This window comes from Pseudomonas pisciculturae (assembly GCF_015461805.1).
Lineage (GTDB): Bacteria > Pseudomonadota > Gammaproteobacteria > Pseudomonadales > Pseudomonadaceae > Aquipseudomonas > Aquipseudomonas pisciculturae.
Genome location: NZ_JACVZE010000001.1, coordinates 595,890 through 610,643 on the forward strand (window position 1 = coordinate 595,890; position 14,754 = coordinate 610,643).

Genomic DNA, 14,754 nt, shown 5'->3' on the forward strand with positions numbered 1-14,754 from the left:
CCGATGGGTTTCAATCTTTCCGAATGGGCGTTGCGTAATCGCCAGATCGTACTGTTCCTGATGATCCTGCTGGCCGTGGTTGGCACCTTGTCCTACACCAAGCTGGGGCAAAGCGAAGACCCGCCGTTTACCTTCAAGGCCATGGTAATCAAGACCAATTGGCCAGGGGCCACGGCCCAGGAAGTCTCGCGCCAGGTCACCGAGCGCATCGAAAAGAAGCTGATGGAAACCGGCGAGTACGAGCGCATTGTTTCGTTCTCGCGCCCTGGTGAGTCCACGGTGACCTTCATTGCCCGCGACTCCATGCACTCGGCGCAGATTCCCGAGTTGTGGTACCAAGTGCGCAAGAAGATCAGCGATATCCGCCAGACCTTGCCTCCGGATATCCAGGGCCCGTTTTTCAATGACGAGTTCGGCACCACCTTCGGCAATATCTACGCCCTGACTGGCGACGGCTTCGACTATGCCGTGCTCAAGGACTACGCTGACCGTATCCAGATTCAGCTGCAACGGGTTGCGGATGTGGGCAAGGTCGAGTTACTCGGCCTACAGGACGAGAAGATCTGGATCGAGCTGTCCAACCTCAAGCTCGCCACCCTCGGGCTGCCATTGGCCGCCGTACAGCAGGCACTGCAAGAGCAGAACGCAGTCTCCACCGCCGGGTTCTTCGAAACCCCAAGTGAGCGCGTGCAACTGCGCGTGTCAGGTAACTTCAAGACGGTGGAAGAGATCCGCAACTTCCCGATACGTGTCGGCGACCGCACCTTCCGTATCGGCGACGTGGCCGACATCCATCGCGGTTTCAACGACCCACCGGCGCCGCGTATGCGCTACATGGGCGCCGATGCCATTGGCCTGGCCGTGGCGATGCGCGACGGCGGCGATATCCTGGTATTGGGCAAGGCGCTCGAAGGCGAATTCGCACGCCTGCAAAAGAACCTTCCGGCCGGCATGGAGCTGCGCAAGGTGTCAGACCAGCCAGCGGCGGTGAAAACCAGCGTCGGCGAATTCGTGCAGGTCTTGGCCGAGGCATTGGCCATCGTGTTGCTGGTGAGCTTCTTCTCCCTCGGCGTACGCACCGGCATGGTGGTGGCCCTGGCGATTCCGCTGGTGCTGGCGATGACCTTTGCCAGCATGTATTACCTCGGCATCGGCCTGCACAAGATCTCCCTCGGCGCACTGGTACTGGCGCTCGGTTTGCTGGTGGATGACGCGATCATTGCCGTGGAAATGATGGCGATCAAAATGGAGCAGGGCTACGACCGTCTCAAGGCCGCCAGTTTCGCCTGGACCAGCACTGCGTTCCCGATGCTCACCGGTACGCTGATCACCGCAGCCGGCTTTCTGCCGATTGCCACCGCGCAATCCAGTACTGGCGAATACACCCGCTCGATCTTCCAGGTGGTGACTATCGCGCTGCTGGCGTCGTGGGTCGCTGCGGTGGTGTTTGTGCCGTACCTGGGCGAAAAGCTCCTGCCAGACCTGGCGAAAATTCACGCAGCCAAACACGGCGCCGACGGGCCAGATCCCTACGGCACGCCTTTCTATCAGCGTGTAAGGCGTCTGGTGGAGTGGTGTGTGAACCGTCGCAAAACCGTAATCGTGCTGACCCTGCTGCTGTTTATCGGCTCGGTGGCGCTCTTTCGCTTCGTGCCGCAGCAGTTCTTTCCGGCCTCCGGTCGCCAGGAGCTGATGGTCGACCTGAAACTGGCCGAAGGCGCCTCTCTTAGCAACACTGCCGATCAGGTCAAACGCCTGGAAGCCCTGCTCAAGGACCACACCGGGATCGAAAACTACGTGGCTTATGTCGGCACCGGTTCGCCGCGTTTCTACCTGCCCCTGGACCAGCAACTGCCGGCCGCCAGCTTCGCGCAAATCGTGGTGCTGGCGAAGACGATCGAAGAACGAGAAAGCCTGCGCACCTGGCTGATCGAAACCCTCAATGAGCAATTCCCTGACCTGCGTTCACGCGTCACCCGCCTCGAAAACGGCCCGCCCGTGGGCTATCCGGTGCAGTTTCGCGTGACCGGCGAGCACATCGAAGAAGTCCGCGCGCTGGCACGCAAAGTCGCGGCCAAGGTTCGCGAAAATACCCACGTGGTCAACGTGCACCTGGACTGGGAAGAGCCGAGCAAAATCGTCTACCTCAATATCGACCAGGACCGCGCCCGCGCCCTTGGCGTGAGCACGGCCAACCTGTCGAAATTTCTGCAGAGTTCGTTGACCGGCTCCAGCGTCAGCCAATACCGCGAGGACAACGAATTGATCGAGATCCTCCTGCGCGGGACTGTGCATGAACGCACTGAACTGTCGCTGCTGCCGAGCCTGGCAGTGCCGACCGACAATGGTAAAAGCGTGGCGCTGTCGCAAATCGCCACCCTCGAATACGGCTTTGAGGAAGGCATTATCTGGCACCGTAACCGCCTGCCCACCGTGACCGTTCGCGCCGATATCTACGGCAAGGAGCAACCGGCGACGCTGGTTCAGCAAATTCTGCCGACGCTCGCAGAGGTACGCGCCGAATTGCCGGACGGTTATCTTTTGGACGTAGGCGGTACCGTCGAAGACTCTGCACGCGGCCAGAACTCGGTGAAAGCCGGTGTACCGCTGTTTATCGTGGTGGTGTTGACCTTGCTGATGCTGCAACTGCGCAGCTTCTCACGCACTGCGATGGTGTTTCTGACGGCGCCGTTGGGCTTGATCGGCGTGACGTTGTTCCTGCTGATATTCCGCCAGCCATTCGGTTTCGTGGCCATGCTGGGCACCATCGCGCTGTCGGGGATGATCATGCGTAATTCGGTGATCCTGGTGGACCAGATCGAACAAGACATCAAGGCTGGCCTGGCGCCATGGCAAGCGATCATCGAAGCCACCGTGCGCCGCTTCCGCCCGATTGTGCTGACCGCACTGGCGGCCGTGCTGGCGATGATCCCGCTGTCGCGCAGCGTGTTCTTCGGGCCGATGGCCGTGGCGATCATGGGTGGGTTGATTGTGGCGACGGCGTTGACCCTATTGTTCCTGCCGGCCCTGTATGCTGCGTGGTTCCGAGTGAGGAAGGACGTCGCGTAATCATGTTGGCCACTGTTTCAGCCCTGCTGCTGTTATTGCTTGCCCCCGGCCCGACCAACACCCTGCTGTTCCGCGCAGGCGTGTTGTTTGGGCTGCGGGCTTCGTGGAAGTTGGCGTTTATCGAGTGCCTGGCCTACCTGCTGCAGGTTTCGCTGTGGGGCGTGGCGCTGTTGTATCTGGCGGCGTATTCGCCGTGGGCGATGAAGGCCACGCAATTGGCGGCGGCCTGCTACCTGCTGTATGTCTCGTACAAGCTCTGGCAGCGCAAGAACAGCTCTATCGATCCCAGCCGCGATCGTTTCTCCGGCCTGTATTTCTTCTGGCTGACGGTAATGAACCCCAAGGGGTTGTTGATCGTGTCGTTTATCGCACCGGTCGGCACCTTTGCCACGCTGTCAGGTTATGTCGGGTTCATGACCACGTTGGCGCTGGTGGTGATTCCTGTGGGGGCGGCGTGGATTGTGCTGGGTAGTCGCTTCGAAGGGATTCAAAAGGCCTGGTTGACGCCGTTGAAGATCAATCGCGCAACCTCGATTGCCATTGGTTGCTTTGCCACGTTGATGGTGGGGCGGTTGGCTGAGTCGGTGCTGCATTGAAGCAATCTGTGTCTCAGTTTTTACGGTTATTGAGATAGTCTGGTTTTTCTGCTGTACTCAAGTCTCAGAAATCATAAATTTGAGACATAGATGATCAAATTTCCACCGAAGGTGCCGGAAGGGGTTTTCGAACTCATCACCCGGGAGCCTCACCTTCAGCATCTTACTGACTATATGAGGCTGTCTCAGCCAACGGATAGTCGGGGACGCTATTTGCACTTTGATCAGCTACGGCATCGTTTCCCTCAGCATCTGGATCAGACCCTATGCTGGGGGATCGTAAAGTTCGAACGCTCGCGCCTGTATCAGGAAATACTGCCAGTAGGCACTCCAGTGGCCTGGTGCAACTTTGTATTAACGCCGACCGCACAACGTGTGGTCTCCACGGTCGACAGGTATGCCTCAACCGCCGCGCTTGAGTACATGAGCAGTAAGGTCGGGAAAGCTGCTCATATCAAGTATTTGCTTAACGATTTGATCGAAGATGAGGCCATCAGCAGCAGTCAGTTGGAAGGAGCGGCAACTACGACGCTCGTTGCAAAAGACATGTTGAAACGCGAACGGCTACCCAGAACTCCCGATGAAAAAATGATCATCGGTAATTACCAGATGATGCGGTTCGCATGGGAGAAGAGAAACGAACCGCTCAGTGTGGGCCTCATCGCGCAAATGCACGAGGTCGGTGTTGAGGGCATTGCAGATGATAAATATTCTCCCGGTAGCTTTCGTCTAAATGATGACGTGGTTGTCCAGGATGGCGATGGCAATGTTGTACATTCGCCACCTCCCGCAGCGGGGATTATCAAGCGGTTGGAGCGATTGGCGGATTGGATCAATACCTGTCACGACGATGCAACGACCAATCGGTATCTGCATCCACTGATCAAAGGAATTTCTCTACACTTTGCCTTGGGTTACGAGCACCCCTTTCGGGATGGCAATGGTCGTGTAGCGCGTGCATTGTTTTACTGGTTTATGTTTAAAAGCGATTACGCGGCATTCAGGTACATCTCCATCAGTGTCCTGCTGAAGAATGCAGCTGTTCAATACGGCACGTCTTATCTGTATACCGAGACGGATGAACTCGACCTGACGTACTTCATCGACTATCAGTGTTCCGTCGTGCAACGCGCAGTTGATGGCTTTAAGGAGTCTTACGAGAGAAGTGTTCGAGAGGCCGAGGTGTTCGAACGCTGGCTGTGGGAGTCGGGGCTTTATAAGAAACTCAATGAGAAACAGAAGACTGTATTTCAGGTCGCCAAGAGCGGTACTGCCAAGCAGTTCACAGCCGTTAATGTGAAGGAAAATCTAGGCTGTTCTTACAATACGGCGTCTGCCGTGCTCAACGGACTGGTTGATTTGAATATTTTTGTCAAAAAGAAGCAGGGTCGCGAGTGGATATTTTCAATGCGAGATCAGGCAGAAATACAAAAGAATTGGTTAAAGACGTCTCGTTGATTTGATGAATGCCCACGGTCCTCGAAACCGCGGGCATTGTGGGTATTACAACGCGCCAAACACTTTCTTCGCCAAACTGGTGGCCGCAGCCGCTGGGTTCTCGCGAATGGTTTCTTCCTGCTGCGCGATCATTTTGAACAGGCCGTCGAGCGCCTTTTCGGTCACGTAGTTTTCGACGTTGGCGCTCTTGGCGTCCACTGCGCCAAAGGCTGCCGCCTTACCGGCCAGGGCGTTGTATTGCTGGGCCACGCCAACCTTGTCAGTGGCAGCTTTGACGATGGGCAGGAACTTGGCGCGGATTTGTTCGCGGCTGCTTTTGTTCAGGTATTGGGTGGCCGAATCCTGGCCGCCGCTGAGAATGCCCTTGGCGTCGGTCACGCTCATGTTCTTCACGGCGTTCACCAGGATCGGCTGAGCCTGGGTCACGGCGGTTTCAGCGGCTTTGTTCATGCTGGTTTCGAGCTGGGTGACTTGATCACCCATGCCGAACATTTTCAGCTTGTCGGCGACGTTACCCAGCTTGCCGGGCAGGCCGATCTTCACTTCAGGGTTATTGCTGAAGCCTCCAGGTACGCCCAGTTGTTTCACGGCGATCTGTGCGCCCTGGGTCAGTGCGTCCTTGAGGCCGCCGCTGGCATCGCCTTGGGACAGGCTGCTCAAGTCCAGGGCCATGGCGTTGGCGCCGAGCAGCAGGCCAGCGCACAGGGCAGTAAAGCGAAGAGAGTTACGGAGCATGGGCACTTCCTTTTAATCGAATTCAGTGGGCCACAGCATCAACGCGCAGGCGCAAAGGTTGTGGGTCCTGGCCGTTGAGCTGCACAGAGTGCCGTTCGGTGGTGATAAACAGTAGCTTGCCATCCAGCTCGATGCGAGCACTCACCGAATAACTGTGGCCGGGCTTGACCTGGGCGGGGTCGTAGCTCAGGTGGAAGGGCAACGGCACCTGGCCTTTGACCGGGCCTTTCTGCTCGGCGAGGGTCACCGCCGGTGCGTCGGCCAGGGAGACGTCTTGCAGGCTGACGCTCAAGGTGGCGGTCGGCGGCAGGGCGATACGTTGCAGGTAGAACACTTCGCCATCAAGGCTGGCTTTGGGCGCAGGGCTCATGGACTGGCAAGCTCCAAGCAGGGCGGTAAGGCCGAAGAGGATGATCTTTTTCATGGTGTGGCTCCTTGTAAGCGGCGCCGGAAACCTCCCGGCGCCTTATTCAATCTAGCGGCTTTATTCAGTTTTGGGGGCCTGTGCTTCGACCGGCTCATCATCCACGCGATGTAACGCCACCTGGCGAATCGACAAGCGAATCTCCGCCGGCAGTACGCGCTTGGCCGCGCCCTCGGCCAGTTCGCCGAGCATATCGTGGTAACTCAATTTGCCGGCTTCATCGCGGCGCAGCACATCTTGCTCCAGCAATGTCTGGATGAAATGTCGGAAAAGGCTCTTGTCGAAGAACTCCGGTGCGTTCAGGCCATGCAGGATCGACAGGCGCTGGGCCATGATCGTGCACAGGTCTTCCAGCTCTTCGGCGCTGATGCTGCTCTGCCCGCTGTTGAGCAGCAGCGAGATCGCCATGTAAAAGCGTTGCAGGGTTTGGGCGATGCTCTTGGACAGCAGCGTCAGCAACACAAAGTGCCGCGAGCTCGGCGCCGGGCGCAGGTAGATGTTGTTTTCGAAGCGCAGCAGGCCCTGTTCGACGAAGGCTTCGAGCCATTGGTCGACGACCGTGTCCAACTCGTCCAGCGACCAGCGGATAAACAGTTCCGATTGCAGGTACGGGTACAGCGCGTGGGTGTAGCGCAGAATCTGCTCGCGGCTCATGCGCGAACTGCTCTGGAAGAAGCTCGCCAGCAACGCCGGCAGCGCGAAGATATGCAACACGTTGTTGCGGTAGTAGGTCATCAGGACGGCGTTCTGCTCGTCCAGGTACAGGATCTTACCGAGGGCGTCGCTCTGTTCCGACAGCAGGTCCATGTCCAAAACGTGCTTGATCAGCGCCAGGCCATCGCCCTCGGGCAAGGTGGTGTGAGGCGAGTAAGGCACGCGGCGCAGCAGCGCCAGGTACAGGTCCAGTTGGCGCGCCATGGCTTGTTCATCCAGGGCCAGGCGTGTGGTGGACAGCAACGCAAGCGCCACCAGGTTGACCGGGTTCACCGCTGCGGCTTCGTTCAGATGGCGCGCCACCTGCTCGCCGAGACGGTTGGTGGTTTCGTTGAGCCACGCCGGTTTGTAGTTCGGGCCCAGCTCTTGGGCGCGCCAATCCGGTTGCTCGCGGTCGAGGAATTCAGCCAGTTTGATCGGCTCGCCGAAGTTGACCGCCACCTGGCCAAAACGCTGCTTGAGCGCACCGACCACTTTGAAAATATCGAAGATCGATTCTTTCTTCTTGGTCGCACCGCGCAGTTCGCCGAGGTAGGTACGGCCTTCGAGCACGCGCTCATAGCCGATATACACCGGCACAAACACGATGGGCATGCGTGACGAGCGCAAGAAGCTGCGCAGGGTAATCGCCAGCATCCCGGTTTTTGGTTGCAGCATGCGCCCGGTGCGCGAGCGTCCGCCTTCGACGAAGTACTCCACCGGGAAGCCCTTGGTGAACAGCGTGTGCAGGTATTCGTTGAACACTGAGGTGTAGAGCGGGTTGCCCTTGAAGGTGCGGCGCATGAAAAACGCACCGCCACGGCGCAGCAGACTGCCGATGACTGGCATGTTCAGGTTGATGCCGGCGGCGATGTGCGGTGGGGTCAGGCCATTTTTGAACAGCAGATAGGACAGCAACAGATAGTCGATATGGCTGCGGTGACAAGGTACGTAGATCACCTCGTAACCCTGTGCAACCTTTTGCACGCCTTCGATGTTGTTGACCTTGATGCCGTCGTAGATTTTGTTCCAGAACCAGCTCAGCACCACTTCAAGGAAGCGGATGGCGGTGTAGGTGTAGTCCGAGGCGATCTCGTTACCGTAGCGCAGGGCCTGGGCCTTGGCTTTTTCGGGGCTGATCTTTTCTCTTTCGGCTTCATCCGCAATGGCCTGGCGCACCAGCGGCATATTCACCAAGCCTTTCACCAGGTTACGGCGATGGGACAGGTCGGGGCCGATCACAGCGGTTTTCAGGTTACGAAAGTGCACACGCAGGATGCGCTGGGCCATGCGCACGGTGCGTTCGTGACCTTTATTGTGCTCGATCAATTCACGCAGGTTGATAGGCGCAGAGAATTGCACGCGGGTCTTGCGACCCAGGATCAGGATGCTCAGCAACCGGCGCAGGCGGCCGGTAACGGCCCAGCTGTCGGCAAACAGCAGCTTCCACGGGCTGGACTCGCTTGCGGGGGACTGGCCCCAAAACACGCTGACGGGAATGATTTGTGCATTCTCTTCGGCATGCTCGGTGAGGGTATTGACCAGGCGGGTCAGGGTTGGCGGCGCGCCGCGCTTGTCCTGGCGGCCGAGCCAGTCTGGCTCCGGCGTGAGGTAGAAGAACGCCGCGGGTTCCATCAGCGGGCCTACCGATACCGGCAGCACCGGGCGCGGCAGGCCGGCCTTGGTGCACTCGGCATCGACCACGGCCAATTCGGTGAGGGAGGGCGATTGCAGGACGTAGAACACCGGCCGGCTGCGGTCCAGGTTGAGGGTAAGGGACGACTGGTTGATCGTCTCTGAGCGAACCCAGAGGTACAACAGTCGGCGCAAGGTGCCAAACACCAGACGGCGGAACGGGGAGCGGGTCATAGGCGAGCTGCTTCAAGTGGGTAAAACCGAGCAGGCGCTCGGGCGGGTAGTGTGCCGTATTCGCCGAAAATCGGCAAAAAAGCAGCGAAGTAAACTTGAGTTGATCGTTTTTGAGCCTGCCATATACTCGGCAGTTCAATGCGGCACTCAACAATAAAAATGCATGTGGGAGTAAAACAGATGGCAACGCGCGAAACCGGCAATGTGAAGTGGTTCAACGATGCGAAGGGCTATGGCTTTATACAGCGCGATGATGGCAAGGATGTGTTTGTGCACTACCGCGCCATTCGCGGTGACGGCCACCGCTCATTGGCCGAGGGCCAGCAGGTGGAATACGCCGTGGTAACCGGCGAGAAGGGGTTGCAGGCGGAGGATGTGGTGGGGCTCTGAACCCCTATTCCTGCATCACTGCTGAACCCATGTGGGAGGGGGCTTGCCCCCGATGGCGGTGTGTCAGCCATAAATGTTTAGCTGACACTCCCTCATCGGGGGCAAGCCCCCTCCCACATTTTGATCTGGGTTTGCAGTTCAAAATCAGGCAGTTTTCCAGGTGATCTGCTCTTCACCGTCGGCGCTGATACGAATCCAGGTGTCGGCGCTTTCTTCACCTTCTTCCTCAACCCACGTCCCCGGCGCGCAACGCACTTCCACGTTCAGCGAAGCAAACGCTGCACGGGCGCAAGCGATGTCGTCGTCCCACGGGGTCTGGTCGCTTTCCAGGTACAGGCTGTTCCACTTGCCGACGGCTTTAGGCAGCCAGGTCACGGGCACATTGCCGGCCTTGCACTTGTAGGTTTGGCCTTTTTGAACCCAGTCGGTGCACGGGCCCAGGGCTGCGCCTAGCCAGGCGGCGACGGCGCGGTGGTCGACGTCGGCGTCCTTCAGGTAAATCTCAATATCGGGTTGGCGCATGGATGTTCCTCGTTGCGGGATTCGAAAATCCATTCGCGGATAGTTAAAAGTCGATTATTGAAGCACGAAATAGTCGTAGCGCATCGATACGGTGACCAGCAGCGGTTCGGGCGCCTCGATCACTTCACTGCGGCGCTCGGCGCTGGCGCGCCAGCCGTGGGGCGTCATCGCCAGCAAATTGGCTCTGTCCTGGGGCTCGGCCAGGCTTAGCGTGAACTCCAGCATTTCGCTGTGTGCCAGGCTCATACCGTCCGGCACCAGGGCCAAGTGCTTGTCGTCGGTGTACTCACGCACTTCGTCGTAGAGGCGTTCGCGCAATTCCATCAGGTGGCCGCTGGTGGGGCCGACTTTCATCAAACCGCCGCCGGGGCTGAGCAGACGCTTGGCCTCTTGCCAGTCCAGCGGGCTGAATACACTGGCCAGGAATTGGCAGCTGGCGTCGGCCAACGGTACACGGGCCATGCTGGCGATCAACCACGTCAGCGACGGGTTGCGCTTGCAGGCGCGCTTGACCGCTTCCTTGGAGATATCCAGCGCATAACCGTCGGCCTGGGGCAGGGCGTCGGCGATTTGCGCGGTGTAGTAACCCTCGCCACAACCGATATCTACCCAGCGCTGCGGCGCGCGTTCAGCAGCCAATTCCGCCAGGCGCTTGGCCACCGGGGCGTAGTGCCCGGCGTTGAGGAAGTCGCGGCGCGCTTCGACCATGGCGAGGTTGTCGCCCGGGTCGCGGCTGTTCTTGTGCTGCACCGGCAACAGGTTCAGGTAACCCTGGCGCGCGCGGTCGAAGCGGTGCCCGGCCGGGCACGCCACGCCATTGTCCACCGCGTTGAGCGGGGCGCTGCAAATGGGGCAAGCCAGCATCAGGCGAGCAACTTGATCAGGGTCTGGTAGTAGATTTCGGTCAGCACATCGAGGTCGCTGGCCAGAATGCGCTCGTTGACCTGGTGGATCGTCGCGTTGACCGGGCCCAGCTCGACCACTTGTGTGCCCAGGGTGGCGATGAAGCGCCCATCCGAAGTGCCACCACTGGTGGACGCCTTGGTTTCGCGACCGGTGATCGCCTTGATGCTCGCGGAAACCGCATCCAGCAACGCGCCCGGTTCAGTGAGGAACGGCAGGCCCGACAGCGCCCACTCCACGTGCCAGTCCAGGCCGTGCTTGTCGAGGATCGCCGCAACGCGCTGTTGCAAGCCCTCAACGGTGGACTCGGTAGAGAAACGGAAGTTGAACACCGCCGTCAGGTCACCGGGGATCACATTGGTGGCGCCGGTGCCGGAATTGAGATTGGAGATCTGGAAGCTGGTCGGCGGGAAGAAGGTATTGCCGTCGTCCCAATGCTCGGTGGCCAGTTCGGCCAGGGCCGGAGCGGCCAGGTGGATCGGGTTCTTCGCCAAGTGCGGGTAGGCCACGTGGCCCTGTACACCGCGTACGGTCAGCGTCGCGCCGAGGGAGCCGCGACGGCCATTCTTGACCACATCGCCCACCAAGGTGGTGCTCGACGGCTCACCGACGATGCACCAGTCCAGGCGCTCCTTGCGGGCCGCCAGGCGTTCGATCACGGCCTTGGTGCCGTGGTGCGCCGGGCCTTCTTCGTCGCTGGTGATCAGGAAAGCCACCGAGCCTTTATGGTCCGGGTAGTCGGTGACGAAACGCTCGGACGCCACCAGCATGGCCGCAAGGCTGCCTTTCATGTCGGCTGCGCCACGCCCGCAGAGCATGCCGTTTTCATCGATCAACGCGTCGAACGGGTCGTTCTGCCAGGCCTGCACCGGGCCGGTGGGTACAACGTCAGTGTGACCGGCGAAGCACAGCACCGGGCCTTCGTGCTTGCCGTGGGTGGCCCAGAAGTTGTCCACGTCTTCGATGCGCATTGGCTCCAGCGCAAAACCGGCATCGCCCAGGCGCTGCATCATCAGCTTCTGGCAATCGGCGTCGATCGGCGTCACCGAGGGGCGACGGATCAGGTCGATGGCAAGTTGAAGGGTCGGCGAAAGGTCGGCATGGGCCGTCATGAAAAACTCCGGAAGCGTGTAATGGGCGCAGGACGTATGAGGACTCTGATGTGGCTCAGATCCAATGTGGGAGGGGGCAAGCCCCCTCCCACATAGAGCATAAGGGCAGGCCAAGTCGTGCAAAACGGCCGTTATCTTATAGCAAAACGGCGGCCAGAGGCCGCCGTTTAGTGCATTGCGCAAGTTTTTACACCGCAGGTGCAGGCTCAGGCATAGCCGCAGGTTTAGGCAGCGACGACAGGAACGCCATGATCAACGCCGCCACATACGGCAGCGATTGCACCAGCAGCATCACCACCCAGAAGCGAATGTCATTGCTCGGCAGGCCCTGCACCAGGTAGATCCCCAGCGCGGCGCCCCACAACAGCAGCATGATGAACATTTCTTCGCGTGCTTCGGAAATCGCCACCCAGAAGCCGTGGTTATCGGCGTTTTTAGGCGTACGAAAGAACGGAATGCTGCTGGTGAAGAAGCCATACAGCACCGCCTTGGCGATGGTGTGCGACAACGCCAAGCCAGCCAAGGCGGCGCAGAACGCATCTTTGAGGTTCACGCCCACGGCGCGGCGGTACAGGAAGACGATCTTGCCCACCTTGAACACAAACAGCGCCAACGGCGGGATCGCGAAAATCAGCAACGGCGGGTCAACCCGCGTCGGCACGATGATCATCGCCGCCGACCACAACAGTGCGCCCACGGTGAAGAAGATGTTCATGCCGTCCGCCACCCACGGCAACCAGCCCGCAAGGAAGTGGTAGCGCTGACCACGGGTCAACTCGGTGCCCTTGCCGCGCAGCAGGCTGGCGGTGTGACGCTTGATGATCTGAATCGCACCGTAGGCCCAGCGGAAACGCTGTTTCTTGAAGTCGATAAAGGTATCCGGCATCAAGCCCTTGCCGTAGCTATCGTGGTAATACGCTGCCGACAGACCTTTCTCGAATATCCGCAGGCCCAGTTCGGCGTCTTCACAGATGCACCAGTCAGCCCAACCCAATTCCTCTAGCACCGAGCGACGGGTCATGGTCATGGTGCCGTGCTGGATGATCGCGTCACGGTCGTTGCGGGTGACCATGCCGATATGGAAGAAGCCTTTGTATTCCGCGTAGCAGAGCTTCTTGAAGGTGCTTTCGTTCTGGTCGCGGTAGTCCTGTGGCGACTGCACCACGGCGATTTTAGGGTCGGCGAAGTGCGGCACCATGTGCTTGAGCCAGTTTGGCGACACGCAGTAGTCCGAGTCGATCACCGCGATCACTTCGGCATCCTTGGCGGTGTGCGGCAGCAGGTAGTTCAGCGCACCGCCCTTGAAACCAGCCAGGGGCGCGACGTGGAAGAACTTGAAGCGCGGGCCCAGGGTCTCGCAGTAATCACGCACCGGTTCCCAAACAGCCGGGTCTTTGGTGTTGTTGTCGATGATCAGGACTTCGTAGTCCGGGTAATCCAGTGCGGCGAGGGCGTCGAGGGTCTGTTTGACCATCTCCGGCGGCTCGTTGTAGCACGGCACATGGATCGACACTTTCGGGCGGTAGTCTGATTCGCCTTCCACCGGCAGGAATTCACGCCGGCGCTTGTGGGTCCATACCGCTTCCGCCAGCTCATGGGCTTCGGTCAGCAGCACGATAAACACGCCCAGGGCGCCGAGGGCCAAGAGGATGCCCACGGTGAGACTGAACCAGGTGCTGTATTGCTGGCTGTAGTCGTAACCGATCCATACCAACACCGAACCGCACAGGAACGCGATAAAGGTCAGAAAGGTGCGGCCACGCTGGCGCAGGGCCGAGCCGTCGATCATCAGCAGCGTCAGCGACAACAGCGCCAGCACCACCGAACCGATGGCCAGCACGCGCCATTGCGGGATCGCCACCACCGGGCCTTCAAAGTTGAATTTCTGCTGGCGCGCGCCGTTGAACACGCCCCAGTAAGCGCCGGCTGAGCCTTCGTCACTGACTTTCCACGGCTGATCGAATGCCTCGATCACGAAGTAGTTATAGCCTTGGCGATTGAGTTTATTTACCAGCGTACGCAGGTAAATCGCCTGGTCGGCCGGCGACGTTTCATTGCCTCCGCGCATGCGCCCGTTACTCGGCCAGCCCACTTCCGACAGCAGCAGCGGCTTTTTCGGGAACAGCTTCTTCAGATCCTTGGCGCGGTCGAGTACGTATTGGCCGGCCTTGTCCATCGGAATGTATTCCCAGAACGGCAGGATGTGCGCGGCGATCAGGTCGACGTGCTTGGCCAGCTGTGGGTTTTTTTCCCAGATGTCCCATTGCTCGGAGGTCGTGACCGGCACTTTGACGGCGGCGCGTACTCGGTCGAGCAACACGATCAGCGCTTCAGGGGTGATGTCTTTGCGGAATACGGCTTCGTTACCCACCACCACCCGCACCACACTGCGTGAGCTGTTGGCGATTTCGATGGCGCGCTGGATTTCGCGCTCGTTGCGTTCCAGGTCTGGGCTGATCCAGATGCCCAGGGTCACTCGCAGGCCGAACTCTTCCGCCAGCTTGGGAATGTCACCCAGGGTGCCATCGACCGAGTAGGTACGGATGTTGTCCGTCAGCTTGCTCATGATCGCAAGGTCCTGACGCATCTGCTCGTCAGTCGGGAACTGGTTTTTCTGTGGGAACTGGCCTTGCTGGAACGGCGAGTAGGAAAAACCGGAGATTTGCTCAGGCCAGTTGGGGGCGGTAACCGGGCGGTTGATCAGCGCCCAGAAACCGGTGAACAGCGCGGCAATTGCCAGCACGATCACCAGGTTGAGTCCAAATTTACGCGATGCCATGGTTATTTCGGGTTCCAAAGGGTGTGGAACGAAAAGAGGTGTCGGCCTGCGCCGAACGGCGCGCATCCTACACCGACGCTTCCCTTAAGCGTATAGCAGACAGAGAAAAGCCGGACTTTAGTCCGCGAAAGGTCATCTAAGTTCTTTACTTGTCACTTGTAGCTTAAAACTTGCCGCTGCGTAGCCCATAATGCGCGCCGGTTT

General features: G+C 59.4%; 11 protein-coding genes. 4 read left to right on the top strand and 7 right to left on the bottom strand.

Features of this window, described 5'->3' with window-relative positions; translation table 11 throughout:
* Positions 1-3 precede the first annotated feature (3 nt).
* The 3 genes from ICY20_RS02670 (at position 4) to ICY20_RS02680 (ending at position 5,123) form a co-directional block, all read left to right on the top strand.
* Positions 4-3,069, top strand: coding sequence for an efflux RND transporter permease subunit (locus ICY20_RS02670; protein ID WP_194936871.1), 3,066 nt, complete (start codon positions 4-6; stop codon positions 3,067-3,069).
* A 2-nt stretch (positions 3,070-3,071) separates the two neighbouring features.
* Positions 3,072-3,665, top strand: a complete 594-nt coding sequence (locus ICY20_RS02675) for a LysE family translocator (RefSeq protein ID WP_194936872.1) — start codon at positions 3,072-3,074, stop codon at positions 3,663-3,665.
* A gap of 93 nt (positions 3,666-3,758) precedes the next feature.
* Positions 3,759-5,123: a Fic family protein gene (locus ICY20_RS02680; protein ID WP_407692614.1), complete on the top strand. Its 1,365-nt coding sequence runs from the start codon at positions 3,759-3,761 to the stop codon at positions 5,121-5,123.
* A 45-nt stretch (positions 5,124-5,168) separates the two neighbouring features.
* Here the strand turns inward: ICY20_RS02680 and ICY20_RS02685 are convergent, their stop codons facing one another.
* From ICY20_RS02685 to plsB, 3 genes are read right to left on the bottom strand one after another with little or no spacing between them, the layout of a single operon-like run.
* Positions 5,169-5,858 carry a DUF4197 domain-containing protein gene (locus ICY20_RS02685; protein WP_159956627.1) on the bottom strand — a complete coding sequence of 230 codons (690 nt, stop codon included), beginning with the start codon at positions 5,856-5,858 and terminating at the stop codon, positions 5,169-5,171.
* A 22-nt stretch (positions 5,859-5,880) separates the two neighbouring features.
* Positions 5,881-6,282, bottom strand: a complete 402-nt coding sequence (locus tag ICY20_RS02690; RefSeq protein WP_159956625.1) for a YbaY family lipoprotein — start codon at positions 6,280-6,282, stop codon at positions 5,881-5,883.
* 60 nt (positions 6,283-6,342) lie between these two features.
* Positions 6,343-8,844 carry a glycerol-3-phosphate 1-O-acyltransferase PlsB gene (plsB, locus tag ICY20_RS02695; RefSeq protein ID WP_159956623.1) on the bottom strand — a complete coding sequence of 834 codons (2,502 nt, stop codon included), beginning with the start codon at positions 8,842-8,844 and terminating at the stop codon, positions 6,343-6,345.
* A gap of 180 nt (positions 8,845-9,024) precedes the next feature.
* Here plsB and ICY20_RS02700 point away from each other — a divergent pair, with 180 nt between their 5' ends.
* Positions 9,025-9,234 carry a cold-shock protein gene (locus ICY20_RS02700; protein ID WP_017738302.1) on the top strand — a complete coding sequence of 70 codons (210 nt, stop codon included), beginning with the start codon at positions 9,025-9,027 and terminating at the stop codon, positions 9,232-9,234.
* Positions 9,235-9,378: 144 nt separating this feature from the next.
* On the opposite strand, the gene ICY20_RS02705 is transcribed toward ICY20_RS02700, so the two are convergent.
* From ICY20_RS02705 to ICY20_RS02720, 4 genes are all read right to left on the bottom strand, one after another.
* Entirely contained in the window at positions 9,379-9,756 is a 378-nt protein-coding gene (locus ICY20_RS02705) for a hypothetical protein (protein WP_194936874.1), read from the bottom strand.
* A gap of 54 nt (positions 9,757-9,810) precedes the next feature.
* Positions 9,811-10,620 (bottom strand): putative RNA methyltransferase, encoded by an 810-nt coding sequence (locus ICY20_RS02710; RefSeq protein WP_159956611.1) that lies wholly within the window; start codon positions 10,618-10,620, stop codon positions 9,811-9,813.
* Positions 10,620-11,771 carry a succinyl-diaminopimelate desuccinylase gene (gene dapE, locus ICY20_RS02715; protein ID WP_194936875.1) on the bottom strand — a complete coding sequence of 384 codons (1,152 nt, stop codon included), beginning with the start codon at positions 11,769-11,771 and terminating at the stop codon, positions 10,620-10,622. Before dapE ends, ICY20_RS02710 begins: the two co-directional genes overlap by 1 nt.
* 187 nt (positions 11,772-11,958) lie before the next feature.
* Complete coding sequence (locus tag ICY20_RS02720; protein WP_194936876.1) at positions 11,959-14,550, bottom strand: glycosyltransferase; 2,592 nt, start codon at positions 14,548-14,550, stop codon at positions 11,959-11,961.
* Positions 14,551-14,754: the final 204 nt, after the last annotated feature.